Origin of the sequence: Duffyella sp. Ts4, assembly GCF_051851875.1 — a bacterium.
GTDB classification, from domain to species: domain Bacteria; phylum Pseudomonadota; class Gammaproteobacteria; order Enterobacterales; family Enterobacteriaceae; genus Duffyella; species Duffyella gerundensis.
Map to the genome: position 1 here is coordinate 345,380 of NZ_JBLYPN010000001.1, position 19,873 is coordinate 365,252.

Here is a 19,873-nt window from a genome sequence, read left to right on the forward strand (position 1 = left end):
AAAATTGATCCAAATCATTATTCACTGCCTCCGATAAGAGTAATCTTTAATCAGACAAAGCAGATAAACACTCATAGTAAAGCGCTCAGGGCAGCATTTTAGCCAAACACTTTTAGTAATAAGCATGATAAAGCACTATTTAATGCAATTCTCGTTTATCTCAGCCAACAGAGGGCGGACAAACGAAAAACATGCTCCTTAACTAAAAGAGTTTACCTTTATCAGGAGAGCATTATGGCCGTTACTAATGTTGCTGAACTAAATGCAATGGTTGCCCGTGTTAAACAGGCACAGCGTGAGTACGCAAACTTCACGCAGGAGCAGGTTGATAAAATCTTCCGTGCTGCTGCCTTTGCCGCCGCCGACGCCCGCATCCCGCTGGCAAAAATGGCGGTTGCCGAATCTGGCATGGGCATCGTTGAAGATAAAGTGATTAAAAACCACTTTGCCTCTGAATATATTTACAACGCCTATAAAGACGAAAAAACCTGCGGCATTCTGGAAAGCGATGACACCTTCGGTACCATTACCATCGCGGAGCCAACCGGCTTGATCTGCGGGATTGTACCGACAACCAACCCAACGTCCACCGCAATCTTCAAGGCGCTTATCAGCCTTAAAACTCGTAACGGCATTATTTTCTCTCCGCATCCACGGGCAAAAAACGCTACCAACAAAGCGGCGGACATTGTCCTGCAGGCCGCGATTGCTGCCGGAGCGCCTAAAGACATTATTGGCTGGATCGATGCGCCTTCCGTCGAACTCTCCAATCAGCTGATGCACCATCCCGATATCAACCTGATCCTCGCAACCGGTGGTCCGGGCATGGTGAAAGCGGCCTACAGTTCAGGCAAGCCGGCTATCGGCGTAGGTGCGGGTAACACGCCGGTGGTAATTGATGAAACCGCTGATATCAAGCGTGCCGTCGCCTCTATTCTGATGTCAAAAACCTTTGATAACGGCGTGATTTGCGCCTCTGAACAATCCGTCATCGTGGTCGACAGCGTTTATGATGCGGTGCGTGAACGTTTTGCCAGCCATGGTGGCTATTTGCTGCAGGGCGCAGAGCTGAAAGCAGTACAGAATATTATTCTGAAAAACGGCGGCCTGAATGCGGCCATTGTAGGTCAGTCAGCGGTCAAGATTGCTGAAATGGCCGGAATCAGCGTGCCGGTCAATACCCGTATCCTGATTGGTGAAGTGGTGTTGGTCGATGAGTCCGAGCCGTTCGCTCATGAAAAACTTTCGCCAACGCTGGCGATGTATCGAGCCAAAAGCTTTGAAGATGCCGTAGAGAAAGCGGAAAAATTGGTGGCAATGGGCGGCATCGGCCATACCTCCTGCCTCTATACTGACCAGGATAACCAACTGCAGCGCGTGCACCACTTTGGCGACAAAATGAAAACCGCGCGCATTCTGATCAATACGCCTGCTTCTCAGGGCGGCATCGGCGACCTCTACAACTTCAAACTGGCACCATCCCTGACGCTGGGTTGCGGTTCATGGGGCGGTAACTCTATCTCTGAAAACGTCGGTCCAAAACATCTTATCAATAAGAAAACCGTGGCTAAGCGAGCAGAAAATATGTTGTGGCACAAACTGCCGAAATCTATTTACTTCCGTCGCGGTTCACTGCCGATTGCCCTGGAAGAAGTGGCAACAGACGGTGCGAAACGCGCGTTTATCGTGACCGACCGTTATCTGTTTAACAACGGTTATGCCGACCAGATTATCAACGTTCTGAAACGCCACGGTATTGAAACCGAAGTGTTCTTTGAAGTGGAAGCGGATCCAACCCTGAGCGTGGTGCGTAAAGGCGCTGAGCAGATGCACTCATTCAAACCGGATGTGATTATCGCCCTGGGCGGTGGTTCGCCGATGGATGCGGCTAAAATCATGTGGGTAATGTACGAGCATCCGGAAACCCATTTCGAAGAGCTGGCGCTGCGCTTTATGGACATTCGTAAACGCATCTACAAATTCCCTAAAATGGGCGTTAAAGCCAAAATGGTGGCGATTACCACCACTTCCGGTACCGGTTCAGAAGTGACACCGTTCGCGGTAGTAACTGATGACGCCACCGGTCAGAAATATCCGCTGGCAGACTATGCGCTGACGCCGGATATGGCTATCGTCGATGCAAATCTGGTGATGAACATGCCGAAGTCTCTCTGCGCTTTTGGCGGCATTGACGCGGTAACCCATTCACTGGAAGCCTACGTTTCTGTACTGGCAAATGAATATTCAGACGGTCAGGCATTGCAGGCACTGAAGCTGCTGAAAGAGAACCTGCCAGCCAGCTATCGTGACGGCGCGAGCAATCCGGTTGCCCGTGAACGCGTACACAATGCTGCGACAATCGCTGGTATCGCCTTTGCCAACGCCTTCCTTGGGGTCTGTCACTCCATGGCGCATAAGCTGGGCTCTGAATTCCACATTCCGCACGGTTTATCGAACGCGCTGCTGATTTGTAACGTCATCCGCTATAACGCGAACGACAATCCAACTAAGCAGACTGCCTTTAGCCAGTACGACCGTCCGCAGGCGCGTCGTCGCTACGCAGAAATCGCCGAGCATCTGGGTCTGGTTCAGCCTGGCGACCGCACCGCCCAAAAAATTGAGCGGTTACTGGCCTGGATTGAAGAGCTGAAAGCGCAGTTGGGCATTCCAAAATCGATTCGCGAAGCAGGCGTGCAGGAGGCAGATTTCCTGGCCAAAGTGGACAAGCTGGCTGAGGATGCCTTTGATGACCAGTGTACCGGTGCTAACCCACGCTATCCGCTGATTGCTGAACTGAAACAGGTTATGCTCGACAGCTTCTACGGTCGTCCGTATGACGAACCTTTTGCTTCAGTAGCAGAAGCAATTGCCGAGCAGCCGGTGAAAGCAGAGAAAAAAGCGAAGAAAGTGTAAAACGCTGACAATAAAAAACCCGCTAAGGCGGGTTTTTTTTGGCCTGCTGGCGGTCAAATCGAACGCACGGGTACGCCATGAACCTCTTCCAGCGAACCGCTGCTCAACGCCTGCTTATAATGCTTACGGCAGACCGATACATAACGCTCGTTGCCGCCAATCACAACTTGCTCCCCTTCGTGACGGGGACGCCCTTCGCTGTCCAGCCGCAGCACCATGGTCGCTTTGCGTCCGCAATGACAAATCGTTTTCAGCTCGACCAGCTTATCCGCCCACGCGAGCAGATATTCGCTACCGCTAAACAGCTCACCGCGAAAATCGGTGCGCAAACCGTAACAGAGCACCGGTATATCCAGTTCGTCGACCACATCTGACAATTCCCTGACCTGCTCTTTCGTCAGGAACTGGCATTCATCAATAAGCACGCAGTGAATAGGCTGCCGCTGATGTTCAGAGGAAATTTCCGTATAAAGCGCGGTTTGGGTATTAAACAGGCTGGCCGGCGAACTGAGTCCGATACGTGAGCTGACCTGTCCGGCACCAAAGCGATCGTCAATTTCTGCGGTGTAAACCACGGAGCGCATGCCTCGCTCCTGATAATTGTAGGAAGATTGTAACAGGGCAGTAGATTTTCCGGCATTCATCGCCGAATAATAGAAATAAAGCTGCGCCATCGGGCTGGGCTCCGCAGTAAAAGATATTTATGCCGCCGATTCTAACATGCAGGCGAAAATTTTCACTAAGACAGCAACCTGCCCCAGGTTAATGTTAAGCGCGTTATCTGTTTTAAAAGCCTGCCGTTAAGATTTAGCCGACAGGATGAAATGCCGCTGCAACGGATTAAATGCCATTACGTTCTGCCGCAACCGCTAATCAACAAGGCGATTAACGGCATATTCAAATGAGAAAAGGCTTAATGAATCTGTTTATGGCTGACAAAAGATTACGGATATAACTACGAGCGTAGCGGCAGTTAAAAAAGGGCACTTTGCTAGCTATCAATGATTAATTCTAATTTTATAAGGGACTACGCGGGTTAAGTGCTCGCGTTATAGGGTTTATTTTTCATTACACAATGCTGCTAAAATAGGATTTGTGAGTTTCTTACAAAATTAACTATTGCAGTTCTTTTTTGCCATCACTACTATTACCTGGCAGAACAACTCTCCCGATGAATATATAAAAGAGATTAGGATAATGAGCGAAGCCCTTAAAATTTTAAACAACATCCGCACCCTTCGCGCTCAGGCCAGAGAGTGCACCCTCGAAACGCTGGAAGAAATGCTGGAAAAATTAGAAGTTGTCGTTAATGAACGCCGCGAAGAAGATAATCAAACCGCAGCAGAAAACGAAGAGCGTACGCGCAAACTGCAACAATATCGTGAAATGCTGATTGCTGACGGTATTGATCCTAATGAATTACTGCAGACCATGGCGGCGACTAAAGCACCTGGCAAGACCAAGCGTGCGGCCCGTCCGGCTAAATATCACTACACTGATGAAAATGGCGAAGCCAGAACCTGGACCGGTCAGGGCCGTACGCCAGCGGTGATTAAGAAAGCTATCGAAGATGAAGGCAAACAGCTGGATGACTTCCTGCTTTAACGCTTTTAAGGTGCTACGCTTTTAGCCCCATCTATTAATGGGGTTTTAATGACGAAACTTTGTCACTTAAACACATCATGCAGGGCATAAAAAAAGGAAGCCTGGCTTCCTTTTTTTAATTCCACTGGTTTATTGTTGATAGAATGCTTTATACCAGCTGACAAAGCGGGCAATGCCCTCTTCCACCGTTGTTTCCGGTTTAAAACCAATCGTCTCGTAAAGCGCGCTGGTATCGGCACTGGTTTCCAGTACGTCGCCAGGCTGCATTGGCAGCAGATTCTTTTTGGCCTCAATACCCAACGCTTTCTCCAGCGCCTCAATATAAGCCATCAGCGTCACTGGCTGACTGTTGCCAATATTATAGACACGATATGGTGCAGAGCTGGTTGCTGGCGAGCCCGATTCTACCGTCCAGTTTTCATCACGTTGCGGAATCACATCCTGCAAACGCACGATAGCTTCGGCAATATCATCAATATAAGTAAAATCGCGGCGCATTTTTCCGTGGTTATAAACATCAATGCTTTCGCCCGCGATGATTGCTTTAGCAAATTTAAATAAAGCCATATCAGGCCGACCCCATGGACCATACACGGTAAAAAAGCGCAGGCCGGTGGTGGGCACATTATAAAGATGGGAATAGGCGTGCGACATTAACTCATTAGCCTTTTTCGTCGCTGCATAGAGCGATACCGGATGATCGACGCTGTCATTGGTAGAAAAAGGCGTTTTACGATTTAATCCATAAACAGAACTGGAGGACGCGTATAATAAATGGCCAATCTTATGATGGCGGCATCCTTCAAGAATATTGAGGTGACCCACTAAATTAGCATCAGCATAGGCGTGAGGATTATCAATGGAATAACGTACGCCAGCCTGGGCGGCCAGATGTATTACCCGTTCAAAGCCGTTCTGCTCAAACAACGAGGCTATTGCCTGCCGATCGGCAAGATCGCCATGACTGAACGTAAACTGAGAATGGTGAAGGAGTTGATCCAGACGGGCTTGCTTGAGGCTGATATCGTAATAATCATTCAGGTTGTCGAGACCGACAACCTGGTGACCGGCGTCCAGCAGGCGCTGGCTAACATGAAAACCAATAAAACCTGCTGCGCCGGTAACCAGATATTTCATACTTTCCTCGTTAATTATGCAATGTCGATAGACTTCCCGCGGCCGATTGCATAATAAACGAAACCGCGTTTGCTGATTCTTTCTGGATCATACAGGTTACGACCATCAAAAATCACGGGTTCTTTTAGGGCATTTTTAATGACATCAAAATCCGGTGCGCGGAAGTTCTGCCATTCGGTACAGATGACAAGGCCATCAGCACCCTGCAGAGCAGATTCTTTCGTGCCCATCAGTTTCAGGTCACTACGATGTCCGTAGATGCGCTGTGCTTCATCCATCGCTTCTGGGTCAAATGCCTGTACGCTGGCGCCCGCTTCCCACAGCGTTTCCATCAGTACACGACTTGACGCCTCACGCATATCATCGGTATTCGGTTTAAAAGAGAGACCCCACAACGCAAAGGTTTTCCCTTTGAGGTCATCACCGAAATGACGTTTGATAAACGTTGGCAGCTTGGTTTTCTGCTTGTCATTCACATCTTCAACCGCCTGCAGCAGGCGCGGTGTGTAACCGATAGATTCAGCCGTGCGAATTAACGCCTGCACATCTTTCGGGAAACATGAACCGCCGTAGCCACAGCCTGGATAGATGAAGTGGTAGCCAATACGTGGATCAGAACCGATCCCCTGGCGCACTTTCTCGATGTCGGCTCCCAAGCGTTCCGCCAGGTTAGACATCTCATTCATAAAGCTGATTTTGGTGGCCAGCATGCAGTTAGCCGCATATTTGGTCAGCTCAGCACTACGGATATCCATCAGGATCAGACGATCGTGATTGCGGTTAAACGGCTCGTAGAGTTCACGCAGCAGTTCAACTACGTCGTCGTTGTCAGTACCGACAACAATACGCTCAGGACGCATACAGTCACTGACCGCCGCGCCTTCTTTCAGAAACTCTGGGTTCGACACCACGTCAAACGTGACGTCAAGGCCGCGCGCCTTCAGGGTCTCTTCCATTACTGCGCGTACTTTATCTGCCGTGCCAACCGGTACGGTAGATTTGTCCAGCACCACTTTGTGCTCGGTCATGTACTGAGCAATGGTACGGGCTACTGCCGTCACATATTTCAGGTCTGCTGAGCCATCTTCGTCAGGAGGCGTGCCCACTGCGATGAACTGCATCACACCGTGGTTAACACCCTCTTCCGCGTCGGTAGTGAACTTCAGGCGACCCGCTTCATAGTTCTGTTTTACCAGCGGGGTAAGGCCCGGCTCATAAATAGGGATGATGCCCTTTTTCAGATTTTCGACTTTGTTCGCGTCAACATCGACACAAAGAACGTCATGTCCAACTTCAGCCAATACTGCAGCCTGAACCAGACCAACATAGCCGATACCAAATACGGAGACTTTCATTGAGTTATCCCGTTCCTAATAATTACTTGTTGCTGCCAACTTCGCTTTCAAGCCACTTTTTAAAGTCGCTGCCCAGCGTTTCATGACGCACGCCGTATTCAACGAATGCCTGCATGTAGCCCAGCTTGTTGCCGCAGTCATGGCTCACACCTTTCAGGTGATACGCTTCAACGGTCTCTTTTTCCATCAGCATTGCAATGGAGTCAGTCAGCTGTACTTCGCCGCCTGCGCCCGCTGGGGTTTTAGCCAGCAGAGGCCAGATATCAGCAGACAGGACATAACGACCCACTACCGCCAGGTTAGAAGGCGCTTCAGCCGCTTTAGGCTTCTCAACTACGCCCACCATCGGTGCGCTGTCACCTGGGTTCAGGGTTGCGCCCTGGCAATCAACCACGCCGTAAGCGGTTACATCGGCAACGGGCTCAACCATGATCTGGCTACGGCCGGTTTCGTCATAACGCTGCAGCATTTCTGCCAGGTTTTCTTTAGACAGATCGGATTCATATTCATCAATGATCACGTCTGGCAGGATAACCACGAATGGCTCGTTGCCAACCAGTGGCTGCGCACACATTACAGCGTGGCCCAGGCCTTTAGCGATACCCTGACGAACCTGCATGATGGTCACGTGTGGTGGGCAGATTGACTGGATTTCGTCCAGCAGCTGACGCTTAACGCGTTTTTCCAGCATGGACTCAAGTTCAAAGCTGGTATCAAAATGGTTTTCGATAGCATTTTTTGAAGAGTGGGTAACCAGTACGATTTCGTTGATACCGGCAGCGATACATTCGTTCACGACATACTGGATCAGTGGCTTATCAACCAGCGGTAACATTTCTTTTGGAATTGCTTTGGTGGCAGGCAGCATACGCGTGCCTAAACCTGCAACTGGGATTACCGCTTTTTTTACTTTTGACTTATAGGCAGACATTAAGATACCCCTCTTAGGCAGTTCAAGTTATTACTTGATATGTCGATTTAAAAACGAAATGAGTATATCAGGTGAATAGCGCCGGATTTATCCTGGTTAGGTCATATCCGACGAAATTAAGATTATTACCCAAGTGTAAAGCTTAAATTTGGCACTGCTGAGAAGTGCCAAAAAATATATTTTTTACTGGCTTAATCGGTCGCTAACATCAGGCGCAGCCTGCCACCAGCGCCCCATACCTGACATTGCCAGGCATCGCCTTTTTGGCTTATTTGATTAAGATGTGTGCTTCCCATTGTGCCGAGCGGAACACCATTGCTCAGCTGTATTTGATGAGTATTAATGTTCAAAGTGGCGTTTAAACCAGCAGAAACGAGGATAAGGCTCTTTAAGGTCTGATGGTAATAACCTACCAGCAGCGGAAATTGCCCCTGTAAATTAGCCTGCCGTAATAAAAGGTTCACCTGTTTTAACAGCCCGGTTAATTCCGGCAGCCTTTGTTTGCGCTCTGAAATCTGCTCCTGCAACAGGCCATTAAACAGCGCACGCAACAACAAGGCGGCCAGCACACCGTTATCTCCTGCTCGCGTGACATCCAGACAATAGAACGCCAGATCTTTATCCGAGAGCGCAGCAATATCCAGGACCAGGCCTGGCTGCTCGGCCATCGTCAGCTGGCGATAATTGATACGGCAGTTAGCGATGGTTTGCTGCACCGGCGGCTGCAGCTGTTTCAACAGCTTGGCGGCGGCGCTGGGATCGCGCACCAGCGCATCCCAATCCTGAAACAGCTGTTCATCCTCTTCTACTTTTGAGGTAAACATTGAGGGATAGAGACATTCGTAAACGGCTTCGCGCAGACGCTCAAGATTTTTAAGCGGTTTCAACAGCACATCTTGCACGCCAAGCCGCAGTACGTGGGCAATATCCGCCATATTTTCGGTGGCCGAGATTACCAACACAGGGATCACCGAGCCCTGCGTACGCAGATGTTCTACAAACTTGATGCCGTTCATGCGAGGCATTTCAAGATCGCAAATAATCAGATCCGGCGCGGCGACCTTAAGCTTCTCAATCCCTTCAAGACCGTCACCAGCGGTAGCGATTTCGCCACCCATTGCCTGGAGGAAGTTTTCCAGCAGAGAGCGGAAAATGACCTCATCTTCAATGATGAGAATCTTTTTCCCAATTAGCGGCTTTTCCATTTATCTCCCCCTGGTACCAGATATTTCAATAGTGGCTCAAAAACTGCTGTTTTGCCTGTCAGAATTGGCTGAACTCGTTGTGTTTTTTGTTCAGACACAATCAAATGTTTCGTAATAGTGGTAAAAGCTCGTCCATTTTCTTGTCTACGGCCGCTTTCCCTGCGGCAATCGCCTCTTCTGCCCGATGAAAATCCAGCGTCGATATCTGCGGGCAGAAGGGCTGAATCAGCACATCTGGCGGATCGCCTGCCATACGATGGCGCTTGACGCGGTTTTCCAGCATTTGAATAGAGGTCGTCATGATCTCCATTGCACCGGGCGTCTGATTACTCCGCCTTTGGGTCATACCCATTAGCCGCTGGCGGATTGACGTACGCCAGCCGCGGCTTTCAGGTGCTACCGACTCATCCACCGGCGGCGTGACGGACAGGAGATCCTGCTGCATGAGGTGAGCATCATGTTGTAAATCAACGGCGATCACAATATCTGCTCCAAGGGCGCGGGTCAGTGAGACAGGAACCGGGTTGACCACCGCGCCATCCACCAACCAGTATCCATTGTAGCTTACTGGTGCCAGAAGGCCGGGCATACTGCAAGAGGCGCGCACGGCACGCTGTAGATCACCATCGGTTAGCCAAAGCTCACGCCCGGTGCTTAAGTTGGTGGCCACCACGCCGAAGGGTTTGCCGCATTCCTCGATGGTCTCGTGCGGAATCAGACGATGAATATGATTAAATACCTTCTCGCCGCGCAGCAGGCCGCCACGCCGCCAGGAAAAATCCATAAGCCGGATGACATCCCAATAGCTGAATGAGCAGACCCACTTTTCCATCCGCGGAAGACGCTGGTTAACGTAGGCAGAGCCGACTAACGCGCCGACCGAACAACCCGCCACGACATCTATCTGAATGCCCGCGCGCTCCAGCGCCTTAATCACGCCGATGTGCGCCCAGCCTTTTGCCGCGCCTGCGCCAAGGGCCAGGCCTATTTTTACCTGTCTCATACAACCTCTACTCTCAGCGGCATCACCCTGATGACTTCAATTCCCTGACTCGGGTAACATAGGGCGCTTGTAAACGCTCTCATTAATCACAGTTTGGAGTTAACGTGTCAGAACCCTGTCCCTGCTGCAGTGGCCAGCAGTATAGCCTATGTTGCCAGCCCTACTTAGCGCGGGCTGCTCAGCCCCCTACAGCAGAAGCCCTGATGCGTTCACGCTACAGCGCCTACGTGAAGCACGACCTTGCCTGGCTGCTGGCCACCTGGCATCCCGCTCAGCGTTCGCCTTCACTAAGTGCGTCATTATCTGAAAGTTTTCAAAATACACAATGGCTTGGATTGAATGTAACCGCTTGCGAAGCAGGAAACCATGAGAATGAAAGCCTGGTAACCTTTTTTGCGCGCTATGTCGAAAACCATACCAACGGCTTTATCTATGAACGTTCGCGCTTTCTTCGCGAGGATCATCGCTGGTACTATGTCGACGGTACGTACCCGCAGCCAGGCCGCAATGACGCCTGTCCATGTGGCTCGGGCAAAAAATACAAAAAATGTTGCGGCCTTTGATGTCTGGCTCAAAAACCAGCGGATTGATTGTTTCACAGGATGCTAATTGATATGCAAGCGCAAACCATCGAAAGAAAAGTGCTTCGGACCGTTTGTCCGGATGCAAAAGGCCTGATCGCCAAAATCACCAATATTTGTTACAAGCACGAGCTTAACATCGTGCAAAACAACGAGTTCGTTGACCATCGCACCGGGCGCTTTTTTATGCGCACCGAGCTGGAAGGTATTTTCAACGACGCAACCCTGTTGGCCGATCTGGATGGCGCCCTGCCGCAGGGTGCCACTCGCGAGCTGAACTCTGCCGGTCGTCGGCGCATCGTCATTCTGGTCACTAAAGAAGCGCACTGTCTTGGCGATCTGCTGATGAAAAGCGCTTACGGTGGGCTGGATGTGGAGATCGCAGCAGTCATCGGTAATCACGATACGCTGCGCACGCTGGTTGAACGCTTTGACATTCCGTTTGTGTTAGTCAGCCATGAAGGCCTGACGCGCGAAGAGCATGACACTAATATGGCCGTGGAGATTGAGCGCCACCAGCCTGACTATGTTGTGTTGGCCAAATATATGCGCGTGTTAACGCCTGCCTTTGTTCAGCGCTTCCCCAATCAGATTATTAATATTCACCACTCATTTTTACCGGCGTTTATCGGCGCACGTCCTTATCATCAGGCGTATGAGCGCGGGGTGAAAATCATTGGCGCCACGGCGCACTATGTGAATGATAATCTCGATGAAGGCCCGATCATCATGCAGGATGTGATTCACGTTGATCACAACTACACCGCTGAAGATATGATGCGTGCTGGTCGTGACGTCGAAAAGAACGTGCTAAGTCGTGCGCTGTATAAAGTGCTGGGGCAACGGGTGTTTGTTTACGGCAACCGCACCATCATTTTATAAGCCTTTTCATGCTGGTTTGTATGACGAACCAGCATGATGTTTAAATAATGGGCAAACGCCGCGGCTTTATGATGATGGCGCTTTACAGCCACATTTCATTTGGTATGATGCGCCCGCTTTCAGTAATAAGCAGCCCCGTGGTGGGGTTCCCGAGCGGCCAAAGGGAGCAGACTGTAAATCTGCCGTCACAGACTTCGAAGGTTCGAATCCTTCTCCCACCACCATTTACTTTGCTGCTGCTAAGCACGTTAAACTGAATGCATGTACTACAACATGATCCCCGGTGGGATTCCCGAGCGGCCAAAGGGAGCAGACTGTAAATCTGCCGTCACAGACTTCGAAGGTTCGAATCCTTCTCCCACCACCATTTCAGTTCGCCTCGCTCCTTCTTGCTATATTTTCCTGAACACGTCTTGTTCTTTCCTGTTCTGTTAATTTCATACGCTTCATCCTGCCCGAAAATGACGCTTGTTGATTCGCAATGCCAGGGTGTCTGCCGCCCTTCCGCCTCGTTAAATTCACCCTCGCGCCTGTAGAAGCTTCGACAATCCGCCGGGCTCTCTGCTACCATCGCGGCATATTTTCCCTGCACTATGGCAACTGAAATGAAATTTGTTTCTTTTAACATCAATGGGCTGCGTGCGCGTCCTCATCAACTGGCCGCGTTGGTTGAACAGCACCAGCCTGACGTCATCGGCCTGCAGGAAACAAAAGTCCATGACGATATGTTTCCGCTTGAAGAGGTCAGTAAGCTGGGCTATCACGTCTTTTACCACGGCCAGAAAGGCCATTATGGCGTGGCGCTGCTGACCAAAACCGCCCCCACCGGGGTGCGTTATGGTTTTCCCGGCGATGAAGAAGACGCGCAGCGTCGGCTGATCATGGCCGACATCCCGAGCCCGCTGGGCGACATCACGGTGATCAACGGCTATTTCCCCCAGGGCGAAAGCCGCGACCATCCCACCAAGTTTCCGGCCAAGGCGCGCTTTTATCGCGATTTACAGGATTATCTGCAGGCGCAGCCAATGGATAAGCCCATCCTGGTGATGGGTGATATGAACATCAGCGCAACCGATCTGGATATTGGCATTGGTGAAGAGAGCCGCAAACGCTGGCTGCGAACCGGCAAATGTTCATTTTTACCGGAAGAGCGTGAATGGATGGATAGGCTGCTGGGGTGGGGGCTGGTCGATACCTGGCGCCTGCAGCATCCTGAAGATAACGAGCAGTTCTCGTGGTTTGACTACCGTTCCAAAGGGTTTGATGACAATCGCGGATTGCGCATCGACCTGCTGCTGGCCAGCCAGCCACTGGCGGAACGCCTTGCTGAAACCGGCATCGATTATCAGATCCGTGCGATGGAGAAGCCCTCCGATCATGCGCCGGTCTGGGCCAGCTTTACGCTGTAATCGCAACGAGCCGCGGCTAATCCGCGGCCCGTTCGACTATTTCAGGACTTTCCAGATCAAATTATTGGTGCCCAGTGATTTCTCGTCACGGGAACATTGCAGAATAATGCCCTCCGCTTTAACGAGCGATCCTTCACTGTAGCGCCGATTCTCGTAAGTACAGCAACGCTGACAGTCATCCTGCTGCCGCTGCTGATTTTGCGTCCAGACTTCCGGCGGTAGATCAACCACCACATCCGCGTTACCGCCCTGAGAAGGCATTGAGTTGTACTCTTCACGGTGCGCCATCGCTGCACTACTGACCATCAACATTATTGCTATTGCCGCCGCTCTTTTTCGCACTGGTCTTTCTCCGATAGGTCGTCTGTTTAGCCGGGCGGCTGCCTTTTTTTGCTGCGGGCAGGCCACGGAATGCATGCGCAGCGGGTTGTTGACGCGCCTGCGCAATAAGCTGATAGAGCGTCTCAACCAGCGGCTGCATAAAGTCCTGATAACGACACTGCTTCTCGCTGATTTTAGTCAGCGTTGATTCCCACTGCGCGGTCATATCGGGCCGGGCAGCCATTTCCGGCAGCGAATGAATCAGGGCGCGCCCCGCTTCGCTGGCATGAATGGCGCGCCCCTGCTTAAACAAGAAGGTACGTTTGAATAGCAGCTCAATGATGCCGGCACGTGTCGCCTCAGTGCCTAAACCATCGGTCGATCGGAGGATTTTCTTTAGATCTTTATCCTGCACAAAGCGGGCAATGCCGGTCATGGCGGAGAGCAACGTCGCATCGGTGAAGGGCCGCGGTGGCTGCGTTTGTTTGGCCAGCACTTCACCATGCTCACAGTGCAACTCATCGCCTTTAGCCACCACCGGCAGCGGCGTACCGTCATTTTCCTCATCGCGCTCTTTGCTTCCCAGCATGGCGCGCCAGCCCGCTTCCGCCAGAAAACGGGCTCTGGCGCTGAATTTGCCGCCCGCAATATCAAGATCGATCACGCATTTGCGGAACAGCGCATCCTGACAGAATTGCATCAAATATTGTCTGGCCACCAGCGCATAAATATTGGCTTCGTTTTCACTGAGATTAACGCTGCTGCTGCGTGCAGTTGGAATGATGGCGTGGTGAGCATCAACTTTTTTATCATCCCAACAGCGGTTACGCCGATTGGTATCGGCATCTTCCGGCAACGCCAGCGTCGGCTGATGCTGCTGAATCGCCTTGAGCACCGCGTGACGTCCGTTGAAGTGCTCATCGGGCAGATATCGGCTGTCCGAGCGCGGATAGGTGATCAGCTTGTGCGTTTCATAGAGCCGCTGGCAGGTATCCAGCACGGTTTGCGCACTCAGCCCAAAACGCTTAGCGGCTTCAATTTGCAGGCTGGAGAGAGAGAACGGCAGCGGCGCGGTTTCACTTTCACGCTTATCCTGATAGCCGCTGACCATAGCTGGCACACCCTGAATACGCGCGACTACGTGATCGGCCAGCGGACGGTGCAGCAATCGGCCCTCTTCATCCTGCCAGGGTTCACAGGATTCGCTGGGCTGCCATAGCGCGGTAAACCGTACGCCATCGGGCGTAATAATGTGCGCTTTGACTTCGAAATAGTCTTTGGCGACGAAGTTTTCGATCTCTTCATCGCGGCGCACCACCAGCCCTAACACCGGCGTTTGCACCCGTCCGACCGAAAGCACACCATCGTAACCAGCGTTGCGCCCCAGCAGCGTATAGGCACGGGTCATATTGATGCCGTAAAGCCAGTCGGCGCGAGAACGGGCCAGCGCAGAGACACAAAGTGGCACAAACTCACGGTTTTCACGCAGCCGGCCAATCGCCTTCTCCACCGCCTGCGGATTGAGATCGTTAATCAGACAGCGCTGCACTTTTTCGCGTTTCTCTGCCGACAGACCAAGATAGTCGATCACTTCATCGACCAGCAGCTGGCCTTCACGGTCCGGATCGCCTGCGTGCACCACTTGTGAGGCCTGCGTCAGTAAGCCTTTGATCACTTTCAGCTGTTTCGCCACCGAGGGACGCGGCTGCAGCTGCCATTTTTCCGGTACGATAGGCAGATCGGCCAGTGACCAACGGGCGTACTTACTGTCATAGCTGTCCGGCTGAGCCTGCTCCAGCAGGTGACCTACGCACCAAGTCACCATTTGATCGTTGCCACAGGCAATGAAGCCATCGCCGCGACGATGTGGCTTGGGCAGCACATCTGCAATGGCGCGGGCGAGGCTGGGTTTTTCTGCAATAAACAAACGCATCTGTTGCCGGCAACCTTCTACTCGAAAAGACAAAAATCCTCGGCGTTGTCTTGCGCCGAATAAATCCGCCAGGGCTTAATCAGCCCTGAGCAGAGAGGCGAAATCTTAACGTGCTGCGGCGCCTGCGCACCAGCAGATTGCGCCGAGATGCGCGCGGCATCGCAAGATTTTGCGGCGGCTATAGTAGCGTTTTCAACGTAAGCTGATAAGGGGATTGAGAAATTTCGCGGACAGGGCACACGGCGAGCCCGGCAGGGCAAGCACTGCCCTGCTTTACGTCATCAGAAATAACGGACAAACGGCGCGTGATCGGGTGGCAGAACGGTAGTAGAGGATTTAAGTTGCGGCGTACCTAAGTAGAGAAAGCCCACAATGGCATCCTGCTCGCGGCAGCCAAACGCCTCACGCACCGCCGCGTGATCGGTCCATGGGCCGCTACGCCAGATGCCGTTAAAGCCCTGCGCCTGCGCCGCCATCTGCATGGCCATCACCGCACAGCCTGCGGACACCACCTGTTCCCAGCGCGGGACTTTATGATGTGCTTCGCAATGCGCCACCACAGTAATGATCATCGGTGCGCGGAAAGGCGATTTTTGCGCTTTATCAATCGCCTTCTGTTCCATGTCATCATCGCGCGCGCATTTTTCCAGCAGCTGGCTGAAGCGGTCGCGCCCTTCCCCTTCGACAATAATGAAGCGCCACGGCTGAAGTGTACCGTGATCGGGGGCGCGCATGCCCGCCCTGATGATATTCTCCAGCGCCTCGCCGGCTGGCGCGGGCTCACTGAGCCGCGATGCAGAACGTCGGTTTACCAATAAATCCAGCGCATCCATCTGAGCCTCCTGATAATGATTAGCATTAACAACAAACTAGCACAGGCCAGCACTTTGTAACAGTCGCGCTCGATTTCATGCTGACTTTTAGCACGCCGCTCTTTAGGATGAGTGCGGTAATCGGACCTCTGCGGTCTGAATGAGATAATAGGGAGATGCTATGCGCACCTTGTGGCGAATTATTGCGGGTTTCTTTAAGTGGAGCTGGCGCGTTTTAAATTTTATCAGGGAATTTATCCTGAACCTTTTTTTGATTTTTTTAGTGCTGGTGGGCGTAGGCATCTGGCTGCAAATTAATCATGCGTCTGCTCCCGCTGATGTGCAGCGCGGCGCGCTAAAAATCGATCTGACCGGCGTGGTGGTGGATAAGCCATCGGTCAGCAATAAGCTCAGCAAACTGAGCCGTCAGCTTCTGGGTGCCAGCAGCGATCGCCTCAAAGAAAACTCCCTGTTTGATGTCGTTGATGCCATTCGCCAGGCAAGAGATGACAAAAACATCACCGGTATTGTGCTCGATTTACGCGATTTTGCCGGCGCCGATCAGCCTTCGCTGCAATACATCGGTAAAGCGCTGCGCCAGTTCCGTGATGCGGGCAAACCTATATTCGCCACCGGCGACAGCTACACGCAGGCACAATATTATCTGGCCAGCTACGCCAATAAAATCTATCTTTCGCCGCAGGGCGCGGTTGACCTGCATGGTTTTGCCACTAACGGCCTTTACTACAAATCGCTGCTGGATAAGTTAAAGGTCAGCTCGCACGTTTTCCGCGTGGGTACCTATAAGTCTGCCGTGGAACCCTTCCTGCGTGATGACATGTCGCCTGCCGCCCGCGAAGCGGACAGCCGCTGGATTGGCGAGCTGTGGCAGAACTATCTCAATACCGTTTCCGCTAACCGCCAGATTACCCCGGATCAGCTGTTCCCGGGTGCTCAGGGCGTGATTGCCGGCCTGCAGAAAGCAGAAGGCGATACCGCGAAGTATGCGCTTGATAACAAGCTGGTAGATCAGCTCGCCACGCGAGCCGACATTGAGCAGCTGTTCAGCAAAACCTTTGGCTGGGACAAGCAGAGCAACGATTATCATGCGATCAGCATTTACGATTATCCGCTGCACGCCAGCACCCAGGATAACGGCAATATCGCGGTAATCCTGGCTAACGGTGCCATCATGGATGGCGAAGAGACCGCCAGCAGCGTTGGCGGCGATACCACCGCCATGCAAATTCGTGAAGCGCGTCTCGATCCTAAAATCAAAGCGATAGTGTTCCGTGTGAACAGCCCTGGCGGCAGCGTTACCGCTTCTGAGGTGATTCGCGAAGAGCTGGCGGCGGCGCGTGCAGCCGGCAAGCCGGTGGTAGTCTCAATGGGCGGCATGGCGGCCTCCGGCGGCTACTGGATCTCCACGCCAGCGGATTACATTTTGGCCAGCCCAACCACACTAACCGGTTCAATTGGTATTTTTGGCGTCATCAACACCGTTGAAAACAGCCTGAACGAAATTGGCGTGCATGGCGATGGCGTTGCTACATCGCCGCTGGCCGACGTATCAACCACCAAGGCGTTGCCGCCAGAAGTGCAGCAGATGATGCAAATCAGCATTGAAAGCGGCTATAAAAACTTCATTGGTCTGGTTGCCAAATCGCGTAACAAAACGCCGCAAGAGATCGATCAGATTGCGCAGGGCCATGTCTGGACCGGCAGCGATGCCAAAGCCAATGGTCTGGTGGACGCGCTGGGCGACTTCGATGATGCCGTCGACAAAGCGGCCGCGCTGGCCAAACTGAGTCAGCCGCAACTGAGCTGGTATCAGGATGAACCAGGACTGGTTGACATGATGCTTAATCAGGTTGATGCATCGGTTCGCGCCACGCTGCCTGCTGCCGTCCAGGCGTTGCTGCCTGCGCCGGTTGCCGAAGTGATGTCAGCCATGCAATCTCAGCCTGGCATGATGACCAAAATGAACGATCCGGCCCATCGTTATGCCTTCTGTCTGACCTGCGGGCAGGTGCGATAAAGTTCACAGCCCGGCCACTGGTCGGGCTGTTTTTCCCCCGCTTTCCTTCTATAATGCGCCTTTCGTGGCAAGCCTGAGTTACCCATGCATAAGAAAAATATTTACGTCGCCTATACGGGCGGAACCATCGGGATGCAGCGTTCAGCGCAGGGCTATATTCCGGTTTCAGGACATCTTCAGCAGCAGCTGGCCAATATGCCCGAGTTCCACCGCGCCGAAATGCCGCTGTTTACCATTCATGAATATCAGCCGCTGATGGACTCTTCAGACATGACCCCTGAAGACTGGCTGGCCATCGCCAATGACATCAAAAAGAACTACGATCGCTATGATGGCTTTGTGATCCTGCACGGTACCGACACCATGGCGTTCACCGCATCGGCGCTGTCGTTTATGCTGGAAAACCTCACCAAACCCGTGATCGTCACCGGCTCGCAAATTCCGCTGGCTGAGTTGCGTTCTGATGGTCAGCAGAATCTACTCAATTCGCTGTTTGTCGCGGCCAACTATCCCATCAGCGAAGTCACCTTGTTCTTTAATAACACGCTGTTTCGCGGCAACCGCACCACCAAAGCCCACGCCGACGGTTTCAATGCTTTTGCCTCGCCAAATCTGGCGCCGTTGCTGGAAGCGGGTATTCATATCCGCCGCCTCGGCACGCCGCCTGCGCCACAGGGCAAGGGGGAGCTGATCGTTCATCCGATCACGCCACAGCCAATCGGCGTGGTCACTATCTATCCGGGTATTTCTGCGGAGGTGGTGCGCAACTTTTTACGACAACCGGTCAAAGCGCTGATTTTGCGCTCGTACGGCGTTGGTAATGCGCCGCAAAACCCGGAGTTTATTAATGAGCTGAAGCAGGCAGCCGAACGCGGCATCGTGGTAGTGAACCTGACGCAGTGTATGTCCGGCAAGGTCAATATGGGCGGTTACGCCACCGGCAACGCGCTGGCGCATGCTGGTGTCGTCAGCGGTTCTGACCTGACGGTGGAGGCGACGCTGACCAAGCTGCACTTCCTGCTCAGCCAGTCATTGACCAGCGATCAGGTCCGCCAGCAGATGCAGGCTAACCTGCGCGGCGAACTCACCCCTGACGAATAAGCAGGAGAAACAATGAAACGGGCACTGGTACTTATCGATCTGCAAAACGATTTTTGCCCCGGCGGGCCGATGGCGGTAGCCGAGGGCGATTTAACCGTTGAAATAGCAAATCAGTATGCACAGGCGTTTAAGCAACGTGGTGAATGCGTAATCGCTTTACAGGACTGGCACCCTGCCAGACATGGCAGTTTTGCTTCGGTTTCGGGCGAACCGGTTTATACCCTCGGCGAACTCAACGGCCTGCCGCAAATTTGGTGGCCCGATCACGCGATTCAACACAGCCCGGGTGCCGATTTTCATCCCGCGCTCGATCGCAGCGTCATCGAAGCGATTTTCCACAAAGGCGAAGATGTGGATGTCGACAGCTACAGCGCCTTTTTCGATAACGGTCACCGGCGCCAGACAGAACTGCACGGCTGGTTGCAGGCGCGCGGCATTACGCATTTAGTGATGCTGGGGCTGGCAACCGATTATTGCGTGAAGTACAGCGTGCTGGATGCGCTGGAGCTGGGTTATCAGGTTGAGGTGATCAAAGCAGGCTGTCGCGGGGTAAATTTGTCGCCGGAAGACAGCGACATCGCGTTCGCACAGATGGCCGCGCAGGGCGCGACGCTGATTTAAAAACAGAGGCTGCCGCGGCAGCCTTT

Annotated in this window: 18 protein-coding genes and 2 tRNA genes; 10 read left to right on the top strand and 10 right to left on the bottom strand. The window is 52.5% G+C overall.

The window, feature by feature from the left end; all coding sequences use genetic code 11:
- The first annotated feature begins 234 nt into the window (after nucleotides 1-234).
- The gene (adhE, locus tag ACJY2L_RS01650; protein WP_067431075.1) at nucleotides 235-2,913 is read left to right on the top strand and encodes a bifunctional acetaldehyde-CoA/alcohol dehydrogenase; all 2,679 of its coding nucleotides are present in this window, start codon (nucleotides 235-237) and stop codon (nucleotides 2,911-2,913) included.
- Between the two features lie 53 nt (nucleotides 2,914-2,966).
- Here adhE and tdk read toward each other — a convergent pair whose 3' ends face one another.
- Nucleotides 2,967-3,587, bottom strand: a complete 621-nt coding sequence (gene tdk / locus ACJY2L_RS01655; RefSeq protein ID WP_209501990.1) for a thymidine kinase — start codon at nucleotides 3,585-3,587, stop codon at nucleotides 2,967-2,969.
- 523 nt (nucleotides 3,588-4,110) lie between these two features.
- Between tdk and hns the strand changes: the two genes are divergently transcribed.
- The gene (gene hns, locus ACJY2L_RS01660; protein ID WP_067435349.1) at nucleotides 4,111-4,518 is read left to right on the top strand and encodes a histone-like nucleoid-structuring protein H-NS; all 408 of its coding nucleotides are present in this window, start codon (nucleotides 4,111-4,113) and stop codon (nucleotides 4,516-4,518) included.
- Nucleotides 4,519-4,647: 129 nt separating this feature from the next.
- On the opposite strand, the gene ACJY2L_RS01665 is transcribed toward hns, so the two are convergent.
- From ACJY2L_RS01665 to rssA, 5 genes are all read right to left on the bottom strand, one after another.
- Complete coding sequence (locus tag ACJY2L_RS01665; protein WP_439212168.1) at nucleotides 4,648-5,655, bottom strand: NAD-dependent epimerase; 1,008 nt, start codon at nucleotides 5,653-5,655, stop codon at nucleotides 4,648-4,650.
- A 14-nt stretch (nucleotides 5,656-5,669) separates the two neighbouring features.
- Nucleotides 5,670-7,010: a UDP-glucose dehydrogenase family protein gene (locus tag ACJY2L_RS01670; RefSeq protein ID WP_067431080.1), complete on the bottom strand. Its 1,341-nt coding sequence runs from the start codon at nucleotides 7,008-7,010 to the stop codon at nucleotides 5,670-5,672.
- A gap of 22 nt (nucleotides 7,011-7,032) precedes the next feature.
- Nucleotides 7,033-7,941, bottom strand: coding sequence for a UTP--glucose-1-phosphate uridylyltransferase GalU (gene galU / locus ACJY2L_RS01675; protein WP_067431082.1), 909 nt, complete (start codon nucleotides 7,939-7,941; stop codon nucleotides 7,033-7,035).
- A gap of 191 nt (nucleotides 7,942-8,132) precedes the next feature.
- Nucleotides 8,133-9,146, bottom strand: coding sequence for a two-component system response regulator RssB (gene rssB / locus ACJY2L_RS01680; protein WP_067431086.1), 1,014 nt, complete (start codon nucleotides 9,144-9,146; stop codon nucleotides 8,133-8,135).
- A 100-nt stretch (nucleotides 9,147-9,246) separates the two neighbouring features.
- Nucleotides 9,247-10,149, bottom strand: coding sequence for a patatin-like phospholipase RssA (gene rssA, locus ACJY2L_RS01685; protein ID WP_439212169.1), 903 nt, complete (start codon nucleotides 10,147-10,149; stop codon nucleotides 9,247-9,249).
- 104 nt (nucleotides 10,150-10,253) lie between these two features.
- On the opposite strand from rssA, the gene ACJY2L_RS01690 reads away from it, so the two are divergent.
- From ACJY2L_RS01690 to ACJY2L_RS01705, 4 genes are all read left to right on the top strand, one after another.
- The gene (locus ACJY2L_RS01690) at nucleotides 10,254-10,712 is read left to right on the top strand and encodes a YchJ family protein (protein ID WP_067431092.1); all 459 of its coding nucleotides are present in this window, start codon (nucleotides 10,254-10,256) and stop codon (nucleotides 10,710-10,712) included.
- Nucleotides 10,713-10,763: 51 nt separating this feature from the next.
- Nucleotides 10,764-11,612 (top strand): formyltetrahydrofolate deformylase, encoded by an 849-nt coding sequence (gene purU / locus ACJY2L_RS01695; RefSeq protein WP_439212170.1) that lies wholly within the window; start codon nucleotides 10,764-10,766, stop codon nucleotides 11,610-11,612.
- A gap of 139 nt (nucleotides 11,613-11,751) precedes the next feature.
- A tRNA-Tyr gene (locus tag ACJY2L_RS01700) sits at nucleotides 11,752-11,836 on the top strand.
- Between the two features lie 58 nt (nucleotides 11,837-11,894).
- Nucleotides 11,895-11,979 (top strand) — tRNA-Tyr (locus ACJY2L_RS01705).
- Here ACJY2L_RS01705 and ACJY2L_RS01710 read toward each other — a convergent pair.
- Complete coding sequence (locus ACJY2L_RS01710; protein WP_439212171.1) at nucleotides 11,941-12,240, bottom strand: hypothetical protein; 300 nt, start codon at nucleotides 12,238-12,240, stop codon at nucleotides 11,941-11,943. The two genes, ACJY2L_RS01705 and ACJY2L_RS01710, sit on opposite strands and share 39 nt — an antisense overlap.
- On the opposite strand from ACJY2L_RS01710, the gene xthA reads away from it, so the two are divergent.
- Nucleotides 12,218-13,021 carry an exodeoxyribonuclease III gene (xthA, locus tag ACJY2L_RS01715; RefSeq protein WP_439212172.1) on the top strand — a complete coding sequence of 268 codons (804 nt, stop codon included), beginning with the start codon at nucleotides 12,218-12,220 and terminating at the stop codon, nucleotides 13,019-13,021. The genes ACJY2L_RS01710 and xthA overlap by 23 nt on opposite strands.
- 36 nt (nucleotides 13,022-13,057) lie before the next feature.
- Here xthA and ACJY2L_RS01720 read toward each other — a convergent pair whose 3' ends face one another.
- The 3 genes from ACJY2L_RS01720 to ACJY2L_RS01730 form a co-directional block, all read right to left on the bottom strand.
- Entirely contained in the window at nucleotides 13,058-13,327 is a 270-nt protein-coding gene (locus tag ACJY2L_RS01720) for a DUF1496 domain-containing protein (RefSeq protein ID WP_225701623.1), read from the bottom strand.
- Entirely contained in the window at nucleotides 13,317-15,275 is a 1,959-nt protein-coding gene (locus tag ACJY2L_RS01725; RefSeq protein WP_439212173.1) for a DNA topoisomerase III, read from the bottom strand. The genes ACJY2L_RS01720 and ACJY2L_RS01725 overlap by 11 nt, the downstream gene beginning before the upstream one ends.
- A 281-nt stretch (nucleotides 15,276-15,556) precedes the next feature.
- The gene (locus ACJY2L_RS01730; protein WP_187486042.1) at nucleotides 15,557-16,108 is read right to left on the bottom strand and encodes an NAD(P)H nitroreductase; all 552 of its coding nucleotides are present in this window, start codon (nucleotides 16,106-16,108) and stop codon (nucleotides 15,557-15,559) included.
- A gap of 160 nt (nucleotides 16,109-16,268) precedes the next feature.
- Here ACJY2L_RS01730 and sppA point away from each other — a divergent pair, with 160 nt between their 5' ends.
- From sppA to pncA, 3 genes are all read left to right on the top strand, one after another.
- Nucleotides 16,269-18,125 (top strand): signal peptide peptidase SppA, encoded by a 1,857-nt coding sequence (sppA, locus tag ACJY2L_RS01735; protein ID WP_187486043.1) that lies wholly within the window; start codon nucleotides 16,269-16,271, stop codon nucleotides 18,123-18,125.
- A gap of 84 nt (nucleotides 18,126-18,209) precedes the next feature.
- Nucleotides 18,210-19,226, top strand: coding sequence for an asparaginase (gene ansA, locus ACJY2L_RS01740; protein WP_067431114.1), 1,017 nt, complete (start codon nucleotides 18,210-18,212; stop codon nucleotides 19,224-19,226).
- Between the two features lie 12 nt (nucleotides 19,227-19,238).
- Nucleotides 19,239-19,847, top strand: a complete 609-nt coding sequence (gene pncA, locus ACJY2L_RS01745) for a bifunctional nicotinamidase/pyrazinamidase (protein ID WP_439212174.1) — start codon at nucleotides 19,239-19,241, stop codon at nucleotides 19,845-19,847.
- The last annotated feature ends 26 nt before the right edge of the window (nucleotides 19,848-19,873 follow it).

Excerpts from the sequence above, each read along its gene's own strand:
- adhE (WP_067431075.1), top strand. The coding sequence starts at position 235 with ATGGCCGTTACTAATGTTGCTGAACTAAATGCAATGGTTGCCCGTGTT.
- tdk (WP_209501990.1), bottom strand. The coding sequence starts at position 3,587 with ATGGCGCAGCTTTATTTCTATTATTCGGCGATGAATGCCGGAAAATCT.
- hns (WP_067435349.1), top strand. The coding sequence starts at position 4,111 with ATGAGCGAAGCCCTTAAAATTTTAAACAACATCCGCACCCTTCGCGCT.
- ACJY2L_RS01665 (WP_439212168.1), bottom strand. The coding sequence starts at position 5,655 with ATGAAATATCTGGTTACCGGCGCAGCAGGTTTTATTGGTTTTCATGTT.
- ACJY2L_RS01670 (WP_067431080.1), bottom strand. The coding sequence starts at position 7,010 with ATGAAAGTCTCCGTATTTGGTATCGGCTATGTTGGTCTGGTTCAGGCT.
- galU (WP_067431082.1), bottom strand. The coding sequence starts at position 7,941 with ATGTCTGCCTATAAGTCAAAAGTAAAAAAAGCGGTAATCCCAGTTGCA.
- rssB (WP_067431086.1), bottom strand. The coding sequence starts at position 9,146 with ATGGAAAAGCCGCTAATTGGGAAAAAGATTCTCATCATTGAAGATGAG.
- rssA (WP_439212169.1), bottom strand. The coding sequence starts at position 10,149 with ATGAGACAGGTAAAAATAGGCCTGGCCCTTGGCGCAGGCGCGGCAAAA.
- purU (WP_439212170.1), top strand. The coding sequence starts at position 10,764 with ATGCAAGCGCAAACCATCGAAAGAAAAGTGCTTCGGACCGTTTGTCCG.
- xthA (WP_439212172.1), top strand. The coding sequence starts at position 12,218 with ATGAAATTTGTTTCTTTTAACATCAATGGGCTGCGTGCGCGTCCTCAT.
- ACJY2L_RS01710 (WP_439212171.1), bottom strand. The coding sequence starts at position 12,240 with ATGTTAAAAGAAACAAATTTCATTTCAGTTGCCATAGTGCAGGGAAAA.
- ACJY2L_RS01720 (WP_225701623.1), bottom strand. The coding sequence starts at position 13,327 with ATGGTCAGTAGTGCAGCGATGGCGCACCGTGAAGAGTACAACTCAATG.
- ACJY2L_RS01725 (WP_439212173.1), bottom strand. The coding sequence starts at position 15,275 with ATGCGTTTGTTTATTGCAGAAAAACCCAGCCTCGCCCGCGCCATTGCA.
- ACJY2L_RS01730 (WP_187486042.1), bottom strand. The coding sequence starts at position 16,108 with ATGGATGCGCTGGATTTATTGGTAAACCGACGTTCTGCATCGCGGCTC.
- sppA (WP_187486043.1), top strand. The coding sequence starts at position 16,269 with ATGCGCACCTTGTGGCGAATTATTGCGGGTTTCTTTAAGTGGAGCTGG.
- ansA (WP_067431114.1), top strand. The coding sequence starts at position 18,210 with ATGCATAAGAAAAATATTTACGTCGCCTATACGGGCGGAACCATCGGG.
- pncA (WP_439212174.1), top strand. The coding sequence starts at position 19,239 with ATGAAACGGGCACTGGTACTTATCGATCTGCAAAACGATTTTTGCCCC.